Consider the following 22390-nt stretch of genomic DNA (forward strand, 5'->3'; position numbering starts at 1 on the left):
GATCAATCGGCCTATCTTCACCACAGCAAATTTGGGCGATGCGCCCGAAGAAAGGTGAATGAGATGCTTAATCAGATCAAAGGCCTGCATCACGTCACGTCGATGGCCGCCGATGCCCGCCAGAACAACCACTTCTTCACCGACACGCTGGGCCTGCGTCGTGTGAAGCAGACCGTCAATTTCGATGAGCCGAGCGTCTATCACCTCTACTACGGTGACGAGATCGGCACCCCGGGCACGGTGATGACCTATTTCCCGTTCCCGAACATCATCCAGGGCCGTCCGGGCGTGGGTGAGGTGGCCGAGACGCAGTTCTCCGTCCCGAAGGGATCGCTCGGCTTCTGGCAGGATCGTCTCACGGCACAGGGCGTGACGGGCATCGAGGCTGACCAGAGCTTCGGCGCGAACCGCCTGCGCTTCCGCGGGCCGGACGGCGACGGCTTTGCGCTGATCGAGACTGACGGCGACGCACGCGACGGCTGGACCGGCAATGGGGTCGGCGAGGACGAGGCGATCCGCGGCTTCACCGGCGCGAACCTGCGGCTGCACGATGCGGGGGCGACGGCGGAGCTTCTGAAGTACATGGGCTACGAGGAGGCCGAGAAGCGTGGCAACACCACGCGGCTGATCATGCCCGGCGGCAACGGCGCCGACACCATCGACCTCGAGGCGCTGCCCGATGCGCAGGTTGCCCGTCAGGGTGCGGGGTCGGTCCACCACATCGCCTTCGCCGTCGAGAATCGCGCCGCTCAGCTCGAAGTGCGCAAGGCGCTGATGGACACCGGCTATCAGGTGACCCCGGTCATCGACCGTGACTACTTCTGGGCGATCTACTTCCGCACGCCGGGCGGCGTGCTGTTCGAGGTCGCCACCAACGAGCCCGGCTTCGACCGGGACGAGGACAGCGCGCATCTCGGCGAGGCGCTGAAGCTGCCCACGAAGTACGAACCCTATCGCAGTCAGATCGAGAAGAACCTGACGCCGCTCGCGGGCTGAGCCGGCGTGGATCTCGCTCGCTCCGTGGGCCGGTGAACCGGCCACGGGGACCATGCCGGCGGGACGCGCCGGCATGGCCCGAGATTTCCCCGTGTGTCCGGCCGGAATGCAGGCGCGCAGGGTCACATGAACGTCGTCTTATCGTGCCAGCACGAGAAGACTTCGCCGATTGCCTCCGAAAACCGGGATTCGCCGAACGCCCCGACGGCCCACGCGGATGCCTCAACCCTCCCCAACGGAAAGACAATCCCCATGTCGAAGCTCGAAGTCCTCACCCCCGAGAACAGCCAGCTCATCATCATCGACCACCAGCCGCAGATGGCGTTTGGCGTGCAGTCGATGGACCGGCAGGCACTGAAGAACAACGTCGTCGGCCTCGCGAAGGCCGCGAAGATCTTCGATATTCCCACCACGATCACCACCGTCGAAACTTCGAGCTTCTCCGGTGAGACCTTCCCGGAGATCCTGAACGTCCTGCCGGAAGCGCCGATCCTCGAGCGGACGTCCATGAACTCGTGGGACGATCAGAACGTCCGCGACTCGCTGGCGAAGAACGCCGCCGAGGGCCGCAAGAAGATCGTCGTCGCCGGCCTCTGGACCGAGGTCTGCAACCTGACCTTCGCGCTCTCGGCGATGAAGGACACCGACTACGAGATCTACATGGTCGCCGACGCCTCGGGCGGCACCTCGGTCGAGGCGCATCAGTGGGCGATGGAACGGATGGTCCAGGCCGGCGTCGTGCCGGTGACCTGGCTGCAGGTCCTGCTGGAGTGGCAGCGCGACTGGGCCCGCAAGGACACGTATGACGGCACGATCGCCGTCGTCGCCGAGCACGCGGGCGCCTACGGCATGGGTGTCGATTACGCCGCGACCATGGTTCACAAGATCGCCTCGCGCAGCCTGCACAAGGGCAAGCGGATGGATCCGAACCCGGCGAAGAACGCCTGATCCGGTCAGCGTCCCGGCCAGCATCCCCGGGCCTGCCCGGGGATGCCCTCACGCATTACCGAAAGCCATGGGAAGCCGTACACGATGAAAAACTCGGTGCCGACCCTCCTCAGCTTCAATGGCGGCTACGTCGATACGATGGGCTTCCTGACGTTGCAGAACCTCTTCACCGCCCATGTCACCGGCAACTTCGTCATGATCGGGGACGCGCTGGCCAACGGGAGTTCCGGGATCTACGCCAAGCTTCTGGCGCTGCCCGTGTTCTGCATCACCATCCTGATCAGCCGCTCCATCATGCTGCGGCTGGCCCCTTCCGATCATCGCGCGCTGCGCGCCATGCTGCTCGTCAAGGTGGCGCTCTTTGCGGTGGCCGCCGCGTTTGCGATCTGGCACGGGCCGTTCGACGTGCCGGACAGCCCCGGGCTGATCCTGACCGGCATGGTGCTGGTCGCCGCCATGGCGATCCAGAACGGCATCCACCGCGTCCACCTGAAGGACGCACCGCCGACGACCCTGATGACCGGCACGACAACGCAGATCATGCTGGATCTGGCTCAGCTGCTCTATCCGCAGTCCAGCGAGGATCCTGCCGTGGTCAGGGCGCGGATGCACCGCTTCCTGATCGCCGTCGTCGTCTTCGCGGCGGGCTGTGCCCTCGCGGCGCTCGGCTACGTCGCCCTGGGCCTCTGGAGCTATGTCATCCCGCCGCTGGTCGCGCTCGCGGTCCTGATCATGCACCAGACCCTGCCAAGACCCCCCGGCCTTGACCAGACCGCCCACTGAAACGGGAGAGAACCGATGAGACTGTCGAGACGACAGGCACTGGCCGGTGCCGCCACCTCACTTCTCATGCCGAACGGAACACGCGCTCAGGAGGCCTCGATGCCCCAGAAGACCGCTCAGAACGACCTGATCATCGTGAATGCCAATGTCACGACCCTGGACCGGCAGAACCCGGTCGCGGAAGCCGTGGCGATCCGGGACGGCAAGTTCCTCGCCGTCGGTTCCGAAGCCGAGGTTCGCGCGGCCGCGCCGGAGGCCGACATCATCGATGCCGGCGGCCGCCGCATGATCCCCGGCCTGATCGACAGCCACACCCACATCATCCGGGGCGGGCTCAACTACAACATGGAACTGCGCTGGGACGGCGTGCCGAGCCTTGCGGAGGCGATGCGGATGCTGAAGGCGCAGGTCGACAAGACCCCGGCGCCGCAGTGGGTGCGCGTGGTCGGCGGCTTCACCGAGCATCAGTTCGCCGAGAAGCGCCTTCCGACGCTCGACGAGCTCAACGCCATCGCGCCGGACACGCCGGTGTTCATCCTGCATCTCTACGACCGGGCGCTGCTCAACGCCGCCGCACTGCGGGTCGTGGGGTATACGAAGGACACGCCGAACCCTCCGGGCGGCGAGATCCAGCGCGACGCGAAGGGCAACCCGACCGGTCTGCTGCTGGCGCAGCCGAATGCCACGATCCTCTACGCGACGCTCGCCAAGGGGCCGAAGCTGGAACAGGACTATGCCCTGAACTCGACGCGGCATTTCATGCGCGAGCTGAACGGGCTCGGCGTTACCTCGGTCATCGACGCGGGCGGCGGCTTCCAGAACTATCCCGACGACTACGAGGTCATCCAGAAGCTGCATGATGACGGCGAGATGACTGTCCGCATCAACTACAATCTCTTTACCCAGAAGCCCAAGGAAGAGCTTCAGGACTTCTCGAACTGGGTCAAGATGATCTCGCCGGGCACCGGCGACGACACCTATCGTCACAATGGCGCGGGCGAGATGCTGGTCTATTCCGCCGCCGACTTCGAGGACTTCCGGGTCGAGCGCCCGGACATGCCGCCGAACATGGAAAGTGATCTGGAGCCCGTGGTGCGCCTGCTGGCCGAGAACCGTTGGCCCTGGCGTCTGCACGCGACCTATGACCAGACGATCGACCGGGCGCTCGATGTCTTCGAGAAGGTGAACAAGGACATCCCCTTCACCGGGATCAACTGGTTCTTCGACCACGCGGAGACCATCAGCGATCGCAATATCGACCGTATCGCGGCGCTGGGCGGCGGTATCGCGGTTCAGCACCGCATGGCCTATCAGGGAGAGTACTTCGTCGAGCGCTATGGCGCGAAGCAGGCCGAGCGTACGCCGCCGATCCGGCGCATGATGGAGGCAGGCTTGCCGGTCGGTGCCGGCACCGACGCGACGCGGGTCGCGAGCTATAATCCGTGGGTGTCGCTCTCGTGGCTGGTCACGTCCTCGACCGTGGGCGGGCTGAAGCTCTACCCGACCGCCAATCGCCTTGACCGCGAGACCGCGCTTCGCCTCTGGACCGAGGCGAACACCTGGTTCTCGAACGAGATCGGCAAGAAGGGGCAGATCAGGGAGGGCCAGCTTGCGGACCTGGCGCTTCTGTCGGACGACTACTTCTCGGTGCCCGAGACGCAGATCCCGCATCTCCGCGCGGTGCTGACCGTGCTTGGCGGCAAGGTGGTGCACGGGGATGGCGACTATCGCCCGATGGCGCCTGACCTGCCCGCGCCGATGCCCGACTGGTCGCCGGTGCGTCAGTTCGGCGGCTACTACCAGAGCGCGGACAACGCCACCCGCTTCGCCGCCGCCTGCGGTTGCGGCTCGAGCTGTGGTGTCCATGGGCACAACCACGCCGCCGCGCTCGGCGCCAGCGTCCCCGCTCGTGATGCCGGGACGTTCTGGGGTTCGTTCGGCTGCTCGTGCTGGATGGCCTGACATGACGCCGGTGCTGATCGCCGACCTTCTCGACGCGCGCTGGCTGGCGCGCGTCGGGGCCATCCTGCTGACGTGTCCGTTCTGGCTTAGCGGCATCGCGAAGCTCGCCGATCTGCGTGGGGCGCGCGAGGAAGCGCGCCAACTCGGGCTTCGGCCGGAGTGGCTCGTCGTCGCGGCGACGGTGCTCGTACAGGTCGGCGGCTCGGCACTGGTGATATCGGGCGCCATGGCGTGGCTCGGGGCAGGGGCGCTCGCGGTCTTCACCGCCACTGCCACCCTGATCGCGCACCGGTTCTGGCGGCTCGCCGACGCGGCCGCCCGCCTCTCCGCGCGGAATATATTCATGACGAATGTCGGCCTGATCGGGGGGCTCATCGTCATTGCCATATTGTGGAGTGCCGGGACATGAGTACGTCAGCCGAAACCTCGAAGGGTCCGCTGGCCTATCCGGTCTTTCGCGCCCTTTGGATCGCCACGATCGTCTCGAACATCGGGACGTGGATGAATGACGTCGGCTCGGGCTGGCTGATGACGTCGCTGTCGCCAAGCCCGCTGATGGTGGCACTGGTGCAGGCGGCGACGACGCTGCCGATGTTCCTGCTGTCGTTGCCGGCGGGCGCGATGGCCGACATCGTCGACCGGCGCAGGATGCTCCTCGTCGCGCAGTTGCTGGCCGTCGTCGTGGCGGGCACGCTGTCGCTGCTCACGTTCTTCGAGCTGACGACGCCCTGGGTGCTGCTGGTCGCGACCTTCGGGCTCGGCGTCTCGGCCGCGCTGAGTGCGCCGATCTTTCAGGCGATCGTGCCGGAACTGATCGACAAGCAGGCGCTGCCCGACGCGATCGCGCTCAACAGCCTCGGAATCAACATCTCCCGCGCCATCGGCCCGGCGCTCGGCGGGATCATCGTTGCCGTGGCCGGGATCCCGGCGGTCTTCGCGCTGAACGCGGTCTCGGTTCTGGCGGTGATCTTCGTGGTCTGGCGCTGGGATCGCAAGCCGGCCGAGAGCACCCTGCCGCCGGAACATTTCTGGGGGGCGATGAAGGCCGGCCTGCGCTATGCCCGCCACTCGCCCGCCATGCATGTGGTCCTGATCCGCGCCGCCGGCTTCTTCGTCTTCGGCAGTGCCATGTGGGCGATGCTGCCGCTGATCGCGCGGAACACCCTCGGTCTGCATGCGGCGGGCTACGGGGCACTGCTCGGCGCGATGGGCATCGGCGCTGTCGTCGGCGCGATTCTCCTGAAGCGGGTGCGGGCGAAAGTCTCGTCGAACCTGATTTCCATCGTGGCGACGGCGCTGTTCGCGGGCGTCACGCTGACGCTGGCGCTGGTCCCCAATCCCTGGGTCGGCGGTGCGGTGATGTTCGTCGCGGGCCTTGCCTGGATCGGCATGATGACCTCGCTGAACGTCGCGGCTCAGATGGCTTCGGCGGGTTGGGTCAAGGCGCGGGCGCTGGCGATCTATCTGCTGGTGTTTCAGGGCTCGATGGCGCTCGGCAGCATGATCTGGGGCACGCTCGCCTCCCGCACGTCGATCGAGGTGGCGCTGGTGTCGGCCGCGGTCGGACAGCTCGTCGCGCTCGGGCTCGCGGCCTTCTGGCGGCTGCCGAAACAGCCGGCCGATCTCGCGCCCTCGAACCACTGGGCCGAGCCAGTCGTCGCCCTGCCGGACGTGGACGATCGCGGGCCGGTGCTGATCGAGATCGAGTATCGCGTCGACCCGGACCGGGAGGCCGAGTTCGTGGCCCTGCTGCGCAAGTTCAGCCTGACGCGCCTGCGCGACGGCGCGCTGCGCTGGGACGTGTGGGAGGACGTGGCCGAGCCGGGCAGGGTGGTCGAGGCCTTCATCGTCGAAAGCTGGCTCGAACATCAGCGCCAGCACCAGCGCACGACCGGAACCGACAAGCTTCGGCAAGCCGAACTGCACGAGTTCCATCTGGACGAACAGCCGCCGGTGGTCCGCCACCTGCTGCGGCCTCGCTGACTGCGGCCGCCTGCGGCCAAATCAACAACGACCAATCCAAATCTCTGAGAAACCGAGTAAACGAGGTAACCGAAAATGCAACCTGTTGAAAACTACCGGCCGCTGGCCCTGAGCGCGCTGAGGATCGTGACCGCATTGGTCATCTTCAGCTACGGTCTTCAGAAGATCGTCGGCTTTCCGGCGGTCCAAGGCCCGCCCGTGGGCTCGCTGCCGTGGATCGCCGGCGTCTTCGAACTGGTCCTGGGCTTCCTGGTCCTGATCGGCCTCAAGACCCGGATCGCCGCCTTCGTCCTCTCCGGCGTCATGGCGTTCGCCTATTTCCTGGCCCACGCGCCGCAGAACTTCTTCCCGGCACAGAATGGCGGCGTGGCCGCGATCCTGTTCTCCTTCATCTTCCTCTACCTTTCAGTCGCGGGCGCGGGACCGGTCAGCGTCGACGAGATGGATCGCCGCAAGTAAGTCCGCAGGTAACGGCCAGCAATCGCAGGCAGGCGCGCCCACGGAGCTTCCCGGCTCCGTGGGCGCAGACCATTTCTACTCTGGCTCCGCTTCCAGCACCTTGCCCGGGTTGAGCAGGTTCGCGGGGTCGAGGGCACGCTTCAGGCGTGCCATGAGCGACATCTCGGCCTCGGTGCGGGTGTAGCGGAGGTACTTGCGCTTCTTGAGGCCGATGCCGTGCTCGGCGGAGACCGTTCCGCCAAAGGCGCGGACCTGATCGTAGACGATGGCGTCGATTTCCGACATCGGTTGCGACGCCGCACCGGGGATCAGCGCGACCACATGCATGTTTCCGTCGGCGATGTGGCCGTAGAAGAGCGACAGCACGTCGGGCAGGGCGGTTGCGAGCTTCTCCCGGCAGGCGGCGGCGAAGATGTCCATGACCGGCACCGGCAAGCCGATGTCGAAGGCCGCGTGCGCCCCGAGGAAGGTGACGAACTCGCCGGCCGCGTCGCGGGTCCGCCAGAAGGCGGTGATGTCGGCGGTGCTCTGGGCGACGGCCGCGTCCTCGATCACGCCATCCTCGAACGCCGTCTCGATCCAGCGCTCGAAGCGCGCGCCGTCGATCTCCGCGTCGAGCCCCTGCATCTCCACCAGCACGTAGAAGCCATGCGGCCCGTTGATCGGCGCGCGCACGCCCCTGACGCGAACCGTCGCCGCTTCCCAGTAGTCCGGCCACATCACCTCGAAGGCCGAGAGCATCGGCCCGAGGCCGCGGCGCGCCCGGGAGAGGAGTTCGGTGACGTCGGCGTAGCTCGCGAGGCCGCAGATCGCCGCATGGGTGCAGCCGGGTTTGGGATAGAGCCGCAACACCGCGCGGGTGATGATCCCGAGCGTGCCCTCGGAGCCGAGGAACAGCTGCTTCAGATCGAACCCCGCGTTGTTCTTCAGCATCTTGTTGAGCCCGGTGACCAGCGTGCCATCGGGGAGGACGTATTCGAGGCCGAGCACCATCTCTTTCGCCATGCCGTAGCGGATGACGCGGTTGCCGCCGGCGTTGGTCGCGAGGTTGCCGCCGATCTGGCAGGAGCCGCGCGCCCCGAGATCGAGGGCGATCAGGAAGCCCGCCTCGTCGGCGGCGCGCTGCACGGTTTCGAGTGGCGTCCCGGCGCGGACGGTGATGGTCGCCGAGTCCGGGTCGATCTCCTCGATGCCGGTGAACCGTTCGAGCGAGACGACGACCGCGCCCTCGATCGGCCGCGCACCGCCCGCGAGGCCGGTGAGCCCGCCCTGCGGCACGACCGGAACGCCGTGTTCCGCACAGATCCGCATGGCGTCGGCGACGCCCTCGGCGGTGTCCGGCCGCACCACGGCGAGCGGACGGACCGGGGGAAGAAAGCTCGAGTCCTGAAGGTTGCGCTCCGGGATCTCCTCTCCCGCCAGCAGGGCAGAGGCGGAGAAGCGGGACGCGAGGGCGGAGAGGCAGGCGTTTCGCGCACCCTCCGCCGTCTGGGTGTCATGCAGCATCGGGGAGGGGTCTTTCAGCCGAAGTAGCGGACGCGGAAGGCGTCGATGGCGACGGCGATGAAGATCATCACGCCCCCGATCATGCCGACGTAGAACGACGGGACCGAGATGATCGCAAGGCCGACCTGGATCACGGTGAGGAGCAGGACGCCGCCGAGAACGCCGACGGCGTTGCCGCGGCCACCGAAGACGGAGACCCCGCCGATGATCGGCGCGGCGATGGCGTAGAGCAGGTAGCTCGACCCCTGGTTCGAGGTCACGGCCATCTGCCACGAGGCGAGCAGATACCCGGCGACTCCGGCGAGGAACCCCGAGATCGTGAAGGCCGCGATCTTGATGCGATCGACGCGGATACCGGCGGAGTTGGACGCGACAGGATTGCCGCCGACGGCGTAGATGCTGCGGCCGAGCACGGTCCGGCGGAGCATCACGCCCATGGCGATCAGCGCGGCGAGGAAGACGAGCGGCATGACCGGCCAGCCGCCGAAGAACGCCGCCTGGCCGATCCACGTATAGCCGTCGGCCATCGTCGTCAGGGTCTTGCCCTGGGTGATCGCGAGAAGCGCGCCTTGCAGGATGATCATCATCGCCAGCGTCTCGATGAGCGAGACCATGCGGAGACGGGTGATGCAGAGGCCGTTGAAGAAGCCGATGGCGGTCGCGGCGCCGACGCCGCAGAGCATCGCCGGCAGCCACGGCAGCCCGAGCGACGAATAGGCAAGGACACCGATCGCGGCCGAGAACCCGGCGCTCGCCGGGATCGAGAGGTCGATCTCGGCGACGAGGAGCGGCAGCGAGATGGCAAGGGCGAGCATCCCGAGGACGGTGGCCTGGACCAGCACGTTCTGAAGATTGAAGAGCGTGAGGAAATACTCGTTAAACGCGCCGAAGAAGATCACGAGCGCGACGAGCCAGATCCAGACGACGTTGTGCAGCAGCCAGCCGAGCAACGGGCTCGGGCCGGTTTTGGCGGGCGCTGCGGGAGTCGCGGCGGTGAGGGTACCTTCGTTCATTCGCCTCGTCTCCTGTCAGGCCTGGACCGTGGCGCGCACGCGCTCGACGGTGATCTCGTTGCCGAAGAGCGTCTCGCGGACGCGGCCGTGCTCGAAGATGCACACGCGATCGACGGCGCGCACCAGCTCGTCCGTGTCGGTCGAGACGATGATGACTGCGACGCCCTCGCGGCTGAGGGCGTCAATGATGGCGAGGACATCCTGCTTGACCCCGATGTCGATGCCGCGCGTCGGTTCGTCGACGATAAGGAGACGCGGCTTCGTCGCGAGCACCCGCCCGAGGCAGACCTTCTGCTGGTTGCCGCCGGACAGGGTGTCGACCGCGTAGTCGGGGGTCGGGGCCTTGATGCCCATGGCCTTGAAGTAGTGCTGGACGACGCCGCTCTCGGCGGCGCGGTCGATGAAGCCGGCGCGGCTGCGATCTCCGAGGGAGGAGAGCGAGATGTTGGCGCCGATCGACATCTGCCCGACCGAGCCTTCGCGGCGCCGGTCGTCGGAGAGGTAGGCGATGCCGGCGGCAATGGCCTCGGCCGGGCTAGCGGGAAGCGATTGCGCGACGCCGCCGAGCGACAGCGAGCCGGAGCCGTGGTTGAGGCCGAAGACCGCCTTGGCGAGTTCCTTGGCGCCGGCGCCGGGCAGTCCGGTGAAGCCGACAACCTCGCCGGGGGCGATGTCGAGGGCGGCGATGTCGACGTCCCTCGCGCGCACGTTGCGGAGCGAGACGGCCGGGGCCACCCCGGTGTGGTCGCGACGCTCCCGCTGGAAGAGCGCGAGCCCGCGGCCGAGCACGAGCTCGGTCAGCCGCTCGGAGGTGAGGCTTCCCACGTCGTCGGAGCCGCCGGCGAGGCGGCCGTCGCGCAGCACGGAGACCGCGTCGCAGATTTCGAGGATCTCGTCATTGTAGTGCGAGATGAAGATGAAGGTCACGCCCTCCGCCTTGAGGCGGCGCATGAAGTCGAAGAGCTGCCGGCGGTCGGCGACGGTCAGCGCCGCGGTCGGCTCATCGAGGATGATGACCCGGCCGCCAGAGAACATGGCGCGCAGGATGTTGAGCTTGCGGCGGGTGACGGCGTCGAGCTTGCCGGCGAGGGCCATCGGGTCGATGCCCGTGCCCTCGACCATGCGCCTCGCCTGCGCGTGCAGGGTCTTCCAGTTCACGAAGCCGCCGCGGTTCGGCCAGATGCCGAGGAGGAGGTTTTCCGCCGCGGTCATGCTGTCGATGATCATTGGCTCCTGGGTGACGAGGAAGACGCCTGCCTCCTCCATGGAGCGCACGTCGACATGGTCGAGCTCGCGCCCGTCCATGACGATCCGGCCAGAGCTTGGCGAGCGCTGGCCGGAGATGATGCCGACAAGCGTCGACTTGCCGGCGCCGTTTTCCCCGAGCAGGCCGTGGATGTCGCCACGGCGGATCTCCACGGTCACGTCGCGGAGCGCTGTCACCGCTCCGTAGATGCGCGTGACGTTCTCGACGCGGAGGATGACGTCTCCGGTGCCCCTGGGCGCCGGCTGGGCGTGCGGAATTGGCTCGGGCATGCGGCTAGCCTCCTGATCTGGGCCCCGGGCGAAAACTCAGGCGTAGGGGATGTTCCAGACCTTTTCGGAGATGTAGCCCCAGTGACGCTCGTCCTTGGCGTTGTCGCCGTCGATGACGAACGGCGGGATGACGAGGGTCGGGCCGGTCGTGCCCTGCACGATCTCGCCCTTCTCCCAGAAGTACTTCTTGTTCTCATAGACGCCGAGCGGCACCGCATTGCCCTTCAGGGCATGGGTCGTCAGCATCTCGACCGCGATCTCGCCGTAGGCGATCGGGTCCTGCGAGACGCAGGCGTCCATGTAGCCTTCGTTGATCCAGTTCACCGCCACCGGCTCGCCGTCGATGTTGATGAAGATGACGTGGCCTTCCTCGCCGACCTTCTTCCAGCGGTCCTTCTGCTGGAGCGCCGTGGCGATGCCGCGGGACGGGGAGTCCGAGGGCGCGTGGACCGCGTCGAGGTCGGGGTACTCCGAGAGCGTCGAGAGGGTGACAGCGAGCATCTGGTCGAGCTGGCCCTCGGTCGGGCGGGCGAGGTAGTTGATGTCCGGGTACTGGGCGAAGGTGGCGTCCATGCCCTCCTTGCGGGCCCGCCAGGCCGACGAGGCCAGCGCGCCGTAGCAGTTGAGGACGGTTCCCTTCGGGCTGCCGTATCTGGCTTCCAGCCGCTTGATGATCTCCTTCGCCGCCATCACGCCGCCTTCGCGGTTGTCGAAGCTGACGGTGATCGCCACGTCACCGCCGTCGGCCGGGGTGTCGATGATCGCGACGGGGATGTTCTTCTGGTTGTAGCGCTTGATCGCGCTGACGATCGCCTGGCTGTCGATCGGATCGGAGACGATGGCGGAGGGCTGCTTAAGGAGCTGGCTCTGCCACTGCTCGAGCTGGCGGGTATTGTCGAAGTTGGCGTTCGTTGCCGCGAACTCGCCACTGGCGGCTTCGACCGCCCGCTTCACCGCCTCTTCCTGGATGACGAAGAAATAGTAGTCGAGGCTCTTGTTGGAATAGGGAATGAAGAGCCGGTCGGCCGCCATCGCCATGCGCCCCGACATCCCCGTGGCCAGCGCCCCGATGCCGAGGGCCGCGCCGCCTGCCAGCACGCTGCGGCGGTCCATTTTCACCTTGCTGTTCATTGAGTTGCCTCCCTGGCTGGTTTGCGTAGTTATACTAGATGATAGGAACGAGCGTCAACTGAGTCGCGGCGCGGCGCATCTTGCCGGCTGCGCGCGATTCAGGAGTTTATCTAAGATATTTCAGGATGGTGTGCGCATATATCCCGTGGATGACGCGCTGGCGGGATAGTGTTGTTTAACTACGCCTGCCGCATGGCGACGTAGGAGGAACCGTTGAAGCATCCCACCACCATTCCCGCCGCCTCGCGGGTGAAGAGGCCGTTCTCGACGACGCCCGGAATGCGGTTGAGCTCGGTCTCGAGCAGCGCCGCGTCCGGCACCACCCCGCACGCGCAGTCGAGGATGAAGTTGCCGCTGTCGGTGACCACCGGCTGGCCGTCCCGCAGCCGCCGGGTGATGGCGGCGTCCGGGATGCCGGCCTCGGCGAGGGTCCGCGCCACCAGCCGCTCGGTCTGCTTCCAGCCGAACTGGACGACCTCGACGGGCAGCGGAAAGGCCCCGAGCCGGTCGACGATCTTGGTCTCGTCGCAGATGCAGATCATCCGCTTCGAGGCGTGGGCGATGATCTTCTCCCAGAGCAGGCACGCGCCGCCGCCCTTGATCATGTTCATCGCCCGGTCGATCTCGTCGGGACCGTCGATCGTCAGGTCGATCTCGCCCATGTCGTTCGGGTCGGTGATCTCGATGCCGACCTCGCGCGCCACGTCGATGGTCGAGCGCGAGGTCGCGGTGCAGGTCAGGCGCATGCCGTTCGCCACATGCTGTCCGAGCTCGCGCACGAAGAAGTGCGACGTCGTGCCCGAACCGAGTCCGAGCGTCATGCCGTCACGGACGAAATCCGCGATCACGCGGCGTGCGGCAACCTTCTTGGCCTCGTCCTGCGAGTTCATTCAAAGCCTCCTTTTCGGTGCATCCCGGGCCGGAGCCGGGCTCAGATCTTGTCGGTCTGCCAGGAGTCGAGCGCCGGCAGCTGGTCGGGGAATTCGCTCCCCGAGGCCATGGCGATCGCGGTCACCAGCATGTTGATGACGAGGTGGTGGTTGAAGCGCGACGCGAGCGGGGTCATCAGCTCGGTGCGGTCGTAGGGCAGGACGGCGACGACGACGTCCGAGACCCGCGCCAGCGGGCTGTCACCGGCGGCGACCGAGACCACGCGGGCGCCGCGCGAGCGGGTGGCGACGGCGACCTCGACCATCTGCTTGGTGTGGCCGGACTGGGAGAAGATCAGCGAGACTTCGCCCGGGCGGGCGCTCTCGGCATGCATCCACTGGCGCTTCGGTCCGAGCAGCGCCTGGCAGCGCAGGCCGAGCCGCTGGAACTTGTGCTCCGCGTCGACCGCCGTCACCTCCGAGATGCCGGTGGCGTAGATCCCGGTCCACGTCGCATTGCGCAGAAGCGCCGCGCCTTCCTCCACCTGCCGCGGATCGAGATCCTCGAGCAGGCGCTGCACGGCGTTCAGCGAGTTGCGGCAGGTCTTGCGGACGACGTTGTCGATGCTGTCGCCCGGAATGATCTGCTCATAGGCGAAGGGTGCCGAGGGGACGAGGCTCTGGGCAAGCTGAAGCTTGAACTCCTGATAACCCTCGAAGCCGAGCCGCCGGCAGAACCGGATGATCGTCGGATCGCTGACCGAGCACTCCTCCGCCAGCCGGGCCATGCTCATGCGGATCACGTCCGACGGCGAGGTCCGCACGAAGTCGGCGACGCGGCGCTCGGCGGCGCCCATCTCCGGCATGGTGGCCAGCACCTTTTGCAGGATGCTGGTCGCGTCTCTCGCGCCATCCATCATCCGGCCTCCACGCCGCGGTATGCCAGAAGGTCGCCGAGCCGCGTCAGCCGCCGCTCGGGTGCGACGTTCACCTCCGCACTCGCGCCCCACGGCACGAGAAAGAAGGGAACGCCGGCTGCCTCGGCCGTCGCGCGGTCGATGTCGGTGTCGCCGACATAGCCCCAGGTGCCTTCCGCGAGGCCCATGCGCTCCGCGACCGCCAGCAGGTGGCCCGGATCGGGCTTGCAGGCGGGAACCGCGTCGGCGCCGACCGCGATCTCGATGCTCGAGTCGAGCCCGAGCGAGCGAATGACCAGGTCCGCGAGCGACTGGAGCTTGTTGGTGCAGACGCCGAGCCGTGCGCCGGAGCGACGCAGCGCGGCGAGATCCTCGCGGACGTTCGGGTAGATGCGCGTGCGCTCCGCCGGGCTGGCCGCGTAGGCCTCGCGGTAGAGCGCGTGGGCGCGTGCGACCTCTTCGGCCGATCCGGCGATGCCGCGCTCGGCAAGGAGATCGAGGATGAGCCGCATCGGACCGCCGCCCATGAAGCGGCCCACCTCGTCCGCCCCGACTTCCGGCCATCCGTGCCGGGCGAAGCCGACGTTGAGGGCCGCGGCAATGTCCGGGGCGCTGTCGATCAGCGTGCCGTCGAGATCGAAGACGAAAGCGGAAAGCTGGGGCACCGGTGTTCCTGTCAGCTGTCGAAGGCGGGATCGCCAAGCTCGGCGATGGCGGGGGCGAGCGATGGATAGAGCGTGCGGTAGATCGCATGGGCGCGCCGATAGATCGCGCCGGCCGCTGCGTCGGGCGTCTCGCGGGTAAGCGGGCGGCAGCAGGCGGCCGCTGCGTCGCCGTCGGGCCAGACTCCGAGGCCGATGCCGGCCACGAGCGCCGCGCCGAAGGCCGCACCCTCGGCCGCGCCTTCGGTCGTGACGACCTCGCAGCCGAAGAGATCCGCCTGCATCTGGCGCCAGAGCGGCGAGCGGGCGCCGCCGCCCGAGGCCTTGATGACGCGGCCGTCGATGCCCATCGTCGCCATCAGTGCGTGCATGTCGCCAAAGGCATGGACGACGCCCTCCATGACCGAGCGGACGATGTCACCGCGGCGGTGGCGCGCGGTCAATCCGACGAAGGCACCGCGCGCGCCCGGGTCGGGGTGCGGGCAGCGCTCGCCGTAGAGGTACGGCAGGAACAGGAGGCCCCGGGCGCCGGGTACGGACTCCGCCGCCTCGTCGACCAGCGTGGCGAACGGAACGGGCGCGCCGCCGGCAGCGGACAGCACCGTGTCGCGCAGCCAGGAGAACGCGCCACCGGCGTTGAGCGAGACGCCCATGCAGTGCCACTTGCCGGGGACCACGTTGCAGAAGACCTGCAAGCGCCCATCGGGGTTGTCCTGCGGCGCGTCGAGGGCCGCGGCGAGGATGCCGGCGGTGCCGATCGTGGTCTGGAGTTCGCCGGGCGCGATCACACCGGAGCCGATCGTCTGGATGACGCTGTCACCGCCGCCGCCGACCACGGGAATGCCGGCCGGCAGCCCGAGGAGGGCGGCGCCGTCGGTCGACAGGCGGCCCGTCACCTCCGGCGACTCGAAGACGGGCGGCAGGAGGCCCGGGTCGATCCCCAGCCGCTCCGCGAGCCCGGTCGCCCAGACGCGGGCGCGGGTGTCGAAGAGCCCGGTGCCCGAGGCGTCGCTCACCTCGGTCGCGACCTCGCCGGTCAGGACGAGCCGAAGATAGTCCTTCGGGTTCAGCATCAGCGTCATCCGCCCGAAGAGGTCGGGCTCGTGGCGCTGCATCCAGACGATCTTGCCGCCGGTGTAGCCGGGCAGCATCCGGTTGTTCGTGGCAGCGAGCAGCGCCGGCAGTCCGCCCGCCGCCTCTGTCATCGCCGCGCACTCAGGCCCGTTGCGCTGGTCGTTCCACAGGATCGCCGGGCGCAGCACGCGGTGGCTGGCGTCGAGCGGCGTCAGGCCGTGCATCTGCCCGGAGAGGCCGATGGCGAGCACCTCCACCGCTCCGGCCTTCGCCAGTGCGCCGGCGACGGAAGCCCGGACCCCCTCGATCCAGAGCGCGGGGTCCTGCTCGGTCCAGCCCGGTCGGGGGCGGGAGAGCGGATAGCTCGCCGTGTCGGTCGCGATCACCTTGCCGTCGGTGGCGAGGAGCAGTGCCTTGCACCCGGACGTGCCGATATCGATCCCGAGGAGCGCCGCGGTCATGTCAGGCACCGACGCCGTGGTGAAGGCGCACATGCTTGAAGTTGAAGTATTCGAGCAGCCCCTCGCGCCCGTGCTCGTAGCCGACGCCGCTCTGCTTCCGCCCGCCGTAAGGCGCGTTCATGATCCCGGCGTCGACGTTGTTGATGGCGACGTTGCCGTAGTCGAGACCGGCCGAGAGGGTCTGCACCTCCACGAGGTCACGCGCGTAGACGTAGGACGCGAGGCCGTAAGGCGTGTCGTTGGCGAGCCGGATCGCCTCGTCGAGATCGTCGAAGGGCGCGACGCCGACGAGCGGGCCGAAGGTTTCCTCGGTCATCACCTGCATGGCGTGGGTGCAGTCGGCGACGACGGTCGGGCGGAAGAAGTGGCCGTCGGCGTACTCCGCCCCCTCGGGTGCCGCTCCCCCCGCCACCAGCCGGGCGCCCTTGCCGAGCGCGTCGGCGAGATGTGCCTCGGTCTTGGCAAGCGGCTCGCCCGAGGCCATGGCGCCCAGATCCGCGTCGGGCTGCACAAGGCCGTTCGCAACGCTCAGCGCGTCGGCGCCAGCGCCAAGCTGTTCCACGAAGGCGTCGTAGACCGGGCGGGCAACGTAGATGCGGTTGATCGCGATGCAGATCTGGCCGCAGTTGCGGAAGCCCCGCCGGACGGCGCCCTTGACCGCGGCGGCAATGTCGGCGCTGGCGGTGACGATCATCGGGCAGTTGCCACCCAGTTCCAGCGACAGCCGCTTGATGCGCGGGCAGGTCTGCTGGATGTGCAGGCCAACGGCGCTCGAGCCGGTGAAGGCGATCTTGTCGACGTCGGGATGATCGACCAGCGCCTGACCGACCACCGAGCCCTTGCCGGTGACGACGTTCACCACCCCGGAGGGGATGCCGGCCTCCGCCGCCTTGGCGGCGATCGCGAGGGCGGTGAAGGGGGTGAGTTCGGCGGGCTTGATGATGATGGTGCAGCCGGCCGCGAGGCTGGCGCAGAGCTTCCATCCCACGAGCTCGGCCGGATAGTTCCACGGCGTGATCGCGCCGACGACGCCCACCGGCTCGCGGACGACGAGGCTCTGGAAGCCAGGCTGGTCGTTCGGGATGATCTCGCCGTGAACCCGCGTCGCCTCTTCCGCGTAGAAGTGGCAGGCCTCGGCGAGTTTCAGGATTTCACCTTTCGCCTCGTTGACCGGCTTGCCCTGTTCCCGCGTCATCAGCCGCGCCATGGCGAGTGCGTCGGATGCGATCCGATCGCCAAGCCGGTGCAGAGCCGCTGCGCGGGCCTTCGGGGGCAGGGCGGCCCACGGGCGGAAGGCCGCGCGTGCCGCGGCAACGGCGGCGTCGACTTCCTCCAGCGTCGCCGCCGCGATGTGGCCGATCACCTCGCCGGTTGCGGGGTCCTGGACAGGCAGGCGCTCGCCCGCCCCGTCGCGAAAACTACCGGCGATGAAATGCACGCCGTCGAGCAATTTATTCGGCGCAACCGCTGCGTCGTCCATCCGTTCCCCCTCTCGCACTTCCGGGCAGCGAGTCGCCGCGCATGATATAGCATAACTACATCACCGCAAGCCGTCGCTGCAATATTTCTCCAGGGCGCCTTCAGCGAGCTGGCGGAAGGGGGTTGTTTCCCCCATTTCCGATAGAGATTATAACAGTAATATCAGTAATATGTCGCGGCTCAAAGTCGTGAGGCACATTTGGCGCGGGCGACGCTGCGCTCTTGATCGGGCAGGTGGTTCTGATGTAGTTTAGCTACTAACAGGAAGACCGGGGGGTATCATGGACTATCGCGCGCGGCTGGACCTGACAGGACGGCTCGCTCTCGTCACGGGCGCCGGGCAGGGGATCGGCGCGGCCGTTGCCGAGGCGCTCGCCGCCACCGGAGCCGAAGTGATCTGCACCGATCGGCGTGGTGATCTGGCCGAGGCGACGGCCGCTGCTCTGGCTTCCCGGAGCTACGTCACACGGGCCGCGACGCTCGATGTCACCGACACGGCGGCAATCGATGCTCTGGCCGAACGCCTGCCGCCCCTCGACATTCTCGTCTGCAACGCCGGGGTCGTCAGCAACGTCCTCGCCGAAGAGATGAGTGATGACGAGTGGGACCGGGTGATCTCGGTGAACCTCACGGGGGTCTTCCGCTGCTGCCGCGGCTTTGGTCGCCGCATGCTCGAAGCCGGTCGGGGAAGCATCGTCAACATCGGCTCGATGTCGGCCGATATCGTCAACGTGCCGCAACCGCAGTGTCACTACAACGCCTCGAAGGCTGGCGTTCACCATCTTACGCGCTCGCTGGCGGTGGAGTGGGCGAAGCGCGGGGTCCGGGTGAACGCGGTTGCCCCGACCTACGTTGAAACCCCGCTCCTCGACGGCGTCGAAGGCGCGGGTGGCCTGATCGAGCGCTGGCTCGACCTCACCCCGGCGGGTCGCATGGGCAAGCCCTACGAGATCGCGTCGATCGTGCAATTCCTTGCCTCGGACGCATCCAGCCTGATGACCGGCTCGATCGTCTCGGCGGATGCCGGCTACACCAGCATCTGAGGCCGTCACGCAGCCACCGGCGGAGCGTGGCGCGGGTCTGCCTCGGGAGAGACCCGGTGATCAGGGGGCCCGGTGAACAGGGGCCTGGCGGGTGCGGGGGCCGGATCAACTCGGCCCCCGCCGTGGTTCAGTTCAGCGCTTCGTAGTCCGCGAGGTTGGCCGGCGTGACCAGTTCGAACGGAACGACGGTCTTCTTCTCGTAGGGCTCACCCTTGGTGATCTCGAGCATGGTGTCGATCGCGGCGACGCCCTGGCCCTTGGCGTTCTGGAAGACGGTGACGTCGAGATCGCCGGCCTTCATCGCCGCGAGGGCGTCCTTGGTCGCATCGACCCCGCCGACGATCACCTGATCCATCGGCACGCCAGCGGCCTTCAGCGCCCGGATCGCCCCGAGCGCCATCTCGTCGTTGTTGGCGAAGACCGCCTTCGGCTGAATGCCGCTCGTCAGCCAGTTCGACATGAGATCGAGGCCCGGCGTGCGCATGTAGTTCGCTGTCTGCTCGTCGACGAGCTTGATGCCGGAGCATTCCGGCGTCGCAAGCACATTGTGCACGCCTTCGGTCCGGCCGCGCTGGCCCGAGGTGCCAAGCTGGCCGAGCAGCATCACCGCGTCGCCCTTGCCGCCGAGTTCCTTGCAGATCTCGGTCGCCTGAAGCGTGCCCGCAAGAACCTCGTCCGAGCCGACCCAGGCCTGCTTGTCGGGCAGGCTGTCGCCGTTCGGCGGCATCAGGTTGACGAAGATCAGCGGAACGCCCGCAGCGTTGGCGGTCGCCGACATGGCGCCGCCGGAATCCGAGTCGACCAGCAGGACAATCATCCCGTCGACCCCGGAGGCGATGAAGTTCTCGATCTGACTCTGCTGGCGCGAGATGTCGCCGCCGGCATCCTCGATCTGCAGGGTCACGTCCGGCAGGCTCGCAGCGTGGTCGAGCATGTTGTTCCGGAGCACCGTCTGCCAGTTGTCATCGAACAGCGCCATGCTGACGCCGAAGGTCTCGGCGTGGGCGGCCGTTCCCAGAAGCGCCGCGAGAACGGCGCCGGTCAGAAAGGTCCTCAATTGTCTTCCTCCACGTTGGTGTTTCGTATCCCGCCAACTGTGGCGTGATCCCGGCGAAGGGATCCGCCCGCGGCTGCCGCCCGGAAGCGGACGACGCTGCTCTGCTTCGTTACCGACAGCCGGCATTCGGTGAGCCCGCCGGGGCATTCAATCGGGGCGGCGCCAGCTGCCCGGATGCCGCAACACACGGTGATTCATCGCTGAGGAATCGGAAGAGAGGGGCCCGCGGCGACGCGACGACCTCGGTCGCACCAATCCCTCGCATATGGTCCGGGTCGCGGATGGCACGGCATTGATTTCCCCCCGAGGTGAGCCTCCGGCCATTGAATGCAATGGTTATTGCGAAGATATCTCATTCGCAACATTGCAAGTCAACCGTGTTGTGCAATGTCCGTTGCGAGGATCGCGGATGTCTGATCCGAATCCGGGAGGGCTCGGCTTTGTGCCGGATTGCCGGGGGGCGCCCTGCGCACGGGTCCGGGTGATGACCAAAAGTGAGAAATCCAGCATCTTGTTCTGGCGCGCAGTGTTCAGATTGACGCCTGAGACCGAAGAAGAACGACGTCCCGTGGGGCAATCCGGACGGACTGGAACACGGGATACCTTCGCGACTGTAGAACTCAAGGCTGACAGATAAGATGGTGCGTGCATTTCGAGCGCGCGCGATGTTGAATGCAATTCGATCGACAGGTGAATCGCGCCGCGCGCATTGGCTCCGGTGCGTCGAAGAGTTCTGTTGCAAGTAAAAATATTGCAAAAAATACGGGGGAACATGATGACATCAGCATTGGTGACAATTGCCGGACTGACCGCCGGCCTGAGTGCCTCTTTAGCCATGCTTGCCGGCGCAAGTTACGCTCAGGACGCGCGCCCGAACATGCTCGTGATTGTCGTCGATGATCTGGGATTTTCCGACCTGGGCGCGTTCGGCGGCGAAATTGACACGCCGAACCTCGACCGTCTCGTGCAAGGCGGGCTGCAGCTCACCAACTATCACGTGGCACCGACCTGTTCTCCCACCAGGTCGATGCTGATGTCAGGCACTGACAACCATGTTGCCGGCCTCGGCAACATGGCCGAGGAGGTGTTGGAAGAGCAGCGGGGCCGTCCCGGCTATGAGGGTTTTCTCACCGATCGTGTTGCGACGTTGCCCGAGGTTCTCCGCAACAACGGCTATCACACGCTGATGTCGGGCAAATGGCACCTCGGCATGCAGGAGGGTCAGCGTCCGAAGGCACGCGGGTTCGAGCATTCCGTCGCGCTGCTGAACGCGGCCGCGCATCACTTCGACGACACCGGGATGATCGAGAAGGCTGCGAAGGCGAGCTACACGCGCGATGACGTGGCTATCACGTTGCCGGAAGATTTCTACACCACTGACTACTTCACCACGGCGATGATCGAGCAGATCGACTCGGTTCAGGATGGGGCGCCGTTCTTCGGCTATCTCGCCTACACGGCGCCGCACTGGCCTCTGCAGGCGCCGGAGGAGACGATCCGCCAGTACACCGGGAAATACGACGGAGGCTATGAGGCGATCCGGCAGGCGCGCACGGAGCGCATGCGGGACCTCGGCCTCCTGGTGCCCGGCGTCGCGCCCAATCCGGTGCCGGACCTCTGGCCGCACTGGGACGAGCTTGACGCCGACCAGAAGAAGACCGAGGCGCGGAAGATGGAGATCTACGCGGCAATGGTCCACAAGATCGACGAGAATGTCGGCCGCCTCGTGGAGCACCTCGAGGCGATCGGAGAGCTCGACGACACGATCTTCATCTTCTTCTCGGACAACGGTGCCGAGGGTGAGCTCCCCGAAAACATCATGGGCGGCCGCAATCGGGACTGGATCGCTCAGAACTTCGACAACTCTTTCGACAACCTCGGGAAGAAGGGGTCGTACGCCGGCTACGGCCCGAGCTGGGCACAGGTGAGCCAGACGCCGTTCCGGATGTTCAAGGGGCATCCCTACGAGGGCGGCACCAGGGCTCCGGCGTTCATCACCTACGCGGGATGGCAGGGTGGTCGACAGGCGGATGACTTCATCCACGTCACGGACATCGCCCCGACCCTCATCGAGATCGCCGGCGCCCAATGGCCCGAGAGGCGCGGGGACGTTGCGCTGGCGCCGCTGACCGGCCATTCGATCCTTCCCTGGCTCGAAGGCCGGCAGCAGGCCGCGCGGCCGCAAGCCGAGCCTGTGTGCCTGGAGCTCTTCGGTCGGGTTGCTGTCTGGAAGGACGGCTGGAAGCTCGTCCACACCAACCAGCCGTGGGGAACGGGCGATTTCGAACTCTACGATCTCGCGTCCGATCCCACCGAGCTGTCCGACGTCTCCGCCGGGAACCCGGACAAGATCACCGAACTCAAGTCGGCATGGGCGGATTGTCAGGAGAAATACGGGATCTACTGGAATCCCGGTCTGGCGCCGCAAATGGTCTACGCCAACGGAACCGAATACCTGTTCCGGCCGCCCCACCTCGCGAACCCATAGGCCGCGTCGTCCGGAATGGACGC

The 22390-nt window shown here is 67.0% G+C and carries 19 protein-coding genes; 9 read left to right on the forward strand and 10 right to left on the reverse strand.

The features are described 5' to 3' along the window. The first annotated feature begins 63 nt into the window (after window positions 1-63). The 7 genes from HNP73_RS14760 (at window position 64) to HNP73_RS14790 (ending at window position 7131) form a co-directional block, all read left to right on the forward strand. Window positions 64-996: a VOC family protein gene (locus tag HNP73_RS14760; protein WP_184151224.1), complete on the forward strand. Its 933-nt coding sequence runs from the start codon at window positions 64-66 to the stop codon at window positions 994-996. A gap of 252 nt (window positions 997-1248) precedes the next feature. Continuing rightward, window positions 1249-1944, forward strand: coding sequence for a hydrolase (locus tag HNP73_RS14765; RefSeq protein ID WP_184151227.1), 696 nt, complete (start codon window positions 1249-1251; stop codon window positions 1942-1944). A gap of 84 nt (window positions 1945-2028) precedes the next feature. Continuing rightward, window positions 2029-2727 (forward strand): YoaK family protein, encoded by a 699-nt coding sequence (locus HNP73_RS14770; protein ID WP_184151230.1) that lies wholly within the window; start codon window positions 2029-2031, stop codon window positions 2725-2727. A gap of 99 nt (window positions 2728-2826) precedes the next feature. Next, on the forward strand, window positions 2827-4689 hold the full coding sequence (locus HNP73_RS14775; RefSeq protein WP_221288692.1) for an amidohydrolase: 1863 nt from the start codon (window positions 2827-2829) through the stop codon (window positions 4687-4689). Window position 4690: 1 nt separating this feature from the next. After that, window positions 4691-5098, forward strand: a complete 408-nt coding sequence (locus tag HNP73_RS14780) for a DoxX family protein (RefSeq protein ID WP_184151236.1) — start codon at window positions 4691-4693, stop codon at window positions 5096-5098. After that, the gene (locus tag HNP73_RS14785) at window positions 5095-6672 is read left to right on the forward strand and encodes an MFS transporter (RefSeq protein ID WP_184151239.1); all 1578 of its coding nucleotides are present in this window, start codon (window positions 5095-5097) and stop codon (window positions 6670-6672) included. The genes HNP73_RS14780 and HNP73_RS14785 overlap by 4 nt, the downstream gene beginning before the upstream one ends. Window positions 6673-6747: 75 nt before the next feature. Next, window positions 6748-7131 carry a DoxX family protein gene (locus HNP73_RS14790; protein ID WP_184151241.1) on the forward strand — a complete coding sequence of 128 codons (384 nt, stop codon included), beginning with the start codon at window positions 6748-6750 and terminating at the stop codon, window positions 7129-7131. Between the two features lie 75 nt (window positions 7132-7206). Here HNP73_RS14790 and HNP73_RS14795 read toward each other — a convergent pair whose 3' ends face one another. From HNP73_RS14795 to HNP73_RS14835, 9 genes are all read right to left on the reverse strand, one after another. Next, window positions 7207-8637, reverse strand: a complete 1431-nt coding sequence (locus tag HNP73_RS14795) for an FAD-binding oxidoreductase (RefSeq protein WP_184151243.1) — start codon at window positions 8635-8637, stop codon at window positions 7207-7209. Window positions 8638-8651: 14 nt separating this feature from the next. Continuing rightward, the gene (locus HNP73_RS14800; RefSeq protein WP_184151244.1) at window positions 8652-9650 is read right to left on the reverse strand and encodes an ABC transporter permease; all 999 of its coding nucleotides are present in this window, start codon (window positions 9648-9650) and stop codon (window positions 8652-8654) included. A gap of 15 nt (window positions 9651-9665) precedes the next feature. Further along, the gene (locus HNP73_RS14805; protein WP_184151246.1) at window positions 9666-11186 is read right to left on the reverse strand and encodes a sugar ABC transporter ATP-binding protein; all 1521 of its coding nucleotides are present in this window, start codon (window positions 11184-11186) and stop codon (window positions 9666-9668) included. Window positions 11187-11222: 36 nt separating this feature from the next. Next, a complete protein-coding gene (locus HNP73_RS14810; RefSeq protein ID WP_184151248.1) occupies window positions 11223-12317 on the reverse strand; it encodes a sugar ABC transporter substrate-binding protein in 1095 nt (364 codons plus the stop codon). 179 nt (window positions 12318-12496) lie between these two features. Continuing rightward, complete coding sequence (gene rpiA / locus HNP73_RS14815) at window positions 12497-13207, reverse strand: ribose 5-phosphate isomerase A (protein ID WP_184151250.1); 711 nt, start codon at window positions 13205-13207, stop codon at window positions 12497-12499. A 41-nt stretch (window positions 13208-13248) separates the two neighbouring features. Next, window positions 13249-14103, reverse strand: coding sequence for a MurR/RpiR family transcriptional regulator (locus tag HNP73_RS14820; protein WP_184151252.1), 855 nt, complete (start codon window positions 14101-14103; stop codon window positions 13249-13251). Beyond that, window positions 14103-14768, reverse strand: a complete 666-nt coding sequence (locus tag HNP73_RS14825; protein WP_184151254.1) for an HAD-IA family hydrolase — start codon at window positions 14766-14768, stop codon at window positions 14103-14105. The genes HNP73_RS14820 and HNP73_RS14825 overlap by 1 nt, the downstream gene beginning before the upstream one ends. 11 nt (window positions 14769-14779) lie before the next feature. Further along, window positions 14780-16300, reverse strand: coding sequence for a xylulokinase (xylB, locus tag HNP73_RS14830; protein ID WP_184151256.1), 1521 nt, complete (start codon window positions 16298-16300; stop codon window positions 14780-14782). A gap of 1 nt (window position 16301) precedes the next feature. Then, a complete protein-coding gene (locus HNP73_RS14835; protein WP_184151258.1) occupies window positions 16302-17780 on the reverse strand; it encodes an aldehyde dehydrogenase family protein in 1479 nt (492 codons plus the stop codon). 280 nt (window positions 17781-18060) lie between these two features. Between HNP73_RS14835 and HNP73_RS14840 the strand changes: the two genes are divergently transcribed. Continuing rightward, window positions 18061-18822, forward strand: a complete 762-nt coding sequence (locus tag HNP73_RS14840) for an SDR family NAD(P)-dependent oxidoreductase (protein WP_184151260.1) — start codon at window positions 18061-18063, stop codon at window positions 18820-18822. Between the two features lie 127 nt (window positions 18823-18949). Here the strand turns inward: HNP73_RS14840 and HNP73_RS14845 are convergent, their stop codons facing one another. Continuing rightward, window positions 18950-19879: a sugar ABC transporter substrate-binding protein gene (locus HNP73_RS14845; protein WP_184151262.1), complete on the reverse strand. Its 930-nt coding sequence runs from the start codon at window positions 19877-19879 to the stop codon at window positions 18950-18952. Window positions 19880-20654: 775 nt separating this feature from the next. Between HNP73_RS14845 and HNP73_RS14850 the strand changes: the two genes are divergently transcribed. Next, window positions 20655-22367: an arylsulfatase gene (locus tag HNP73_RS14850; RefSeq protein ID WP_246399845.1), complete on the forward strand. Its 1713-nt coding sequence runs from the start codon at window positions 20655-20657 to the stop codon at window positions 22365-22367. Window positions 22368-22390: the final 23 nt, after the last annotated feature.

The sequence above is a fragment of the Amaricoccus macauensis genome, assembly GCF_014201905.1.
Taxonomy (GTDB): domain Bacteria; phylum Pseudomonadota; class Alphaproteobacteria; order Rhodobacterales; family Rhodobacteraceae; genus Amaricoccus; species Amaricoccus macauensis.

Excerpts from the sequence above, each read along its gene's own strand:
- HNP73_RS14810 (WP_184151248.1), bottom strand. The coding sequence starts at position 12,317 with ATGAACAGCAAGGTGAAAATGGACCGCCGCAGCGTGCTGGCAGGCGGC.
- HNP73_RS14790 (WP_184151241.1), top strand. The coding sequence starts at position 6,748 with ATGCAACCTGTTGAAAACTACCGGCCGCTGGCCCTGAGCGCGCTGAGG.
- HNP73_RS14760 (WP_184151224.1), top strand. The coding sequence starts at position 64 with ATGCTTAATCAGATCAAAGGCCTGCATCACGTCACGTCGATGGCCGCC.
- xylB (WP_184151256.1), bottom strand. The coding sequence starts at position 16,300 with ATGACCGCGGCGCTCCTCGGGATCGATATCGGCACGTCCGGGTGCAAG.
- HNP73_RS14835 (WP_184151258.1), bottom strand. The coding sequence starts at position 17,780 with ATGGACGACGCAGCGGTTGCGCCGAATAAATTGCTCGACGGCGTGCAT.
- HNP73_RS14775 (WP_221288692.1), top strand. The coding sequence starts at position 2,827 with ATGCCCCAGAAGACCGCTCAGAACGACCTGATCATCGTGAATGCCAAT.
- HNP73_RS14850 (WP_246399845.1), top strand. The coding sequence starts at position 20,655 with ATGACATCAGCATTGGTGACAATTGCCGGACTGACCGCCGGCCTGAGT.
- HNP73_RS14765 (WP_184151227.1), top strand. The coding sequence starts at position 1,249 with ATGTCGAAGCTCGAAGTCCTCACCCCCGAGAACAGCCAGCTCATCATC.
- HNP73_RS14805 (WP_184151246.1), bottom strand. The coding sequence starts at position 11,186 with ATGCCCGAGCCAATTCCGCACGCCCAGCCGGCGCCCAGGGGCACCGGA.
- HNP73_RS14780 (WP_184151236.1), top strand. The coding sequence starts at position 4,691 with ATGACGCCGGTGCTGATCGCCGACCTTCTCGACGCGCGCTGGCTGGCG.
- HNP73_RS14770 (WP_184151230.1), top strand. The coding sequence starts at position 2,029 with ATGAAAAACTCGGTGCCGACCCTCCTCAGCTTCAATGGCGGCTACGTC.
- HNP73_RS14800 (WP_184151244.1), bottom strand. The coding sequence starts at position 9,650 with ATGAACGAAGGTACCCTCACCGCCGCGACTCCCGCAGCGCCCGCCAAA.
- rpiA (WP_184151250.1), bottom strand. The coding sequence starts at position 13,207 with ATGAACTCGCAGGACGAGGCCAAGAAGGTTGCCGCACGCCGCGTGATC.
- HNP73_RS14820 (WP_184151252.1), bottom strand. The coding sequence starts at position 14,103 with ATGGATGGCGCGAGAGACGCGACCAGCATCCTGCAAAAGGTGCTGGCC.
- HNP73_RS14795 (WP_184151243.1), bottom strand. The coding sequence starts at position 8,637 with ATGCTGCATGACACCCAGACGGCGGAGGGTGCGCGAAACGCCTGCCTC.
- HNP73_RS14840 (WP_184151260.1), top strand. The coding sequence starts at position 18,061 with ATGGACTATCGCGCGCGGCTGGACCTGACAGGACGGCTCGCTCTCGTC.
- HNP73_RS14785 (WP_184151239.1), top strand. The coding sequence starts at position 5,095 with ATGAGTACGTCAGCCGAAACCTCGAAGGGTCCGCTGGCCTATCCGGTC.